Here is a 1336-nt window from a genome sequence, read left to right on the forward strand (position 1 = left end):
CGGATCGCCGAACCCATCTCCTCGGTGCCCGCGGCGACCGTCTGGACGCTCCGGGAAACGTCCTCCGACGCCGACGCGAGCACACTGGTCTGCGCGGACGTGTCCTGAGCCGTACCGGCGATCGCCTCCGCGGACGCCGAGAGCTGCTGCGAGGAGTCCGCGAGCGTCCGGGCCGACGCCGAGAGCGCCGCCACCGTCTGCCGGATGGACTCGGTGGCCCGGTTGACGGCCACGGCCATCACGCCGACCTCGTCCCGCGAGTCGACCGGCGCGTGCCGGGTCAGGTCACCGTCGGCGACGCTGTCCAGCACGTCACGGACGGCCGCCACCCGCCGGGCGATGCTGCGTCCGATCCACAGCGCGAGCGCGACCGCGAGCACCAGGCCTACCACCAGGACGATCACCATCAGCGTCTTCGCGCTGTTCGCGGCCTCATGGGCGTCCGTGGCCGCCTCCTCGACCTGCGACCTCTCCAGCGTGGTCAGCGCGTCGACCGCTTCGGTCATGGTCGTTTCGACCTCCGAGAACGCCGCGCCCACCGCCGCCCCGGTCGGCATCGTGACGCCGGCCGGAAGCGGGTCCTGGAAGAACAGATTGTTGAGCATCGCCTTGTACTTCGTCCACGCGGCGTCGAAGGCTCCGACCTGCGTCCTCCACTCCGCGGACGGATCCGGCGTCGCCACGTAGGCCTGGCCGGCCGCGTCCACCGCCGCCTGGCTCCCCTTGACCGCCTGCTCGTACTGCGTCCGATCGGCGTCGGTCGTCGCGAGCCGCCAACGCAGCAGGTTGCGGTACTGCTGGGAGAGCCCGTGCTCCAGCTTCACGAGGTTGTTCAGCCGGGAGATGTTGGTGCCCTTCATCCCCTGGACCTCGTCGTCCAGCGTGCCGAGCCGCTGCCACGCCAGCCCGCCGGTGATCAGCGCGATCAGCGCCACGGCGAGCACCGCGGAGAGCACCTTCGCGCCCACGGACAGATTCCGCAGTCTCCCGGACGGCCCCGAGGGTGCGGTCTGCAACGGAGTGGTCATGGCGATGTCCTCAACTCACAGGGCCACAGCGGCCGACGGGTCGTCTGGACCCCTCATCGACTGGTACGAACGACTTCTGAGGCAGACCACCGCCGCGGAACCGGCGTCGCTCACACGCGGAAGCGGCTCACCAGGGCCTGCAGGTCGGACGACATCCGGGCCAGCTCCTCGGCCGACTGCTGCGTCTCCGCGACCGTCGACGTGGTGGTCTGTGCGGCGGCTGCGACTCCGGCGATGTTGTCGGCGATGCTGGCCGAGCCGGTCGCGGCCTCGCTGATGCTGCGATTCATCTCGTTGGTGGTGGCGGT

1 protein-coding gene and 1 pseudogene are annotated in these 1336 nt (G+C 70.6%); both read right to left on the reverse strand.

Annotated features, from left to right (window positions below; genetic code table 11):
• Positions 1 to 1028 (reverse strand): HAMP domain-containing protein (locus ABEB28_RS42305; RefSeq protein ID WP_345733964.1); only part of this gene is annotated, 1028 nt, incomplete at its 3' end.
• Between the two features lie 110 nt (positions 1029 to 1138).
• Positions 1139 to 1336: pseudogene (locus ABEB28_RS42310) on the reverse strand (methyl-accepting chemotaxis protein); the annotation flags it as partial.

It is taken from the genome of Cryptosporangium minutisporangium (assembly GCF_039536245.1).
Taxonomy (GTDB): domain Bacteria; phylum Actinomycetota; class Actinomycetes; order Mycobacteriales; family Cryptosporangiaceae; genus Cryptosporangium; species Cryptosporangium minutisporangium.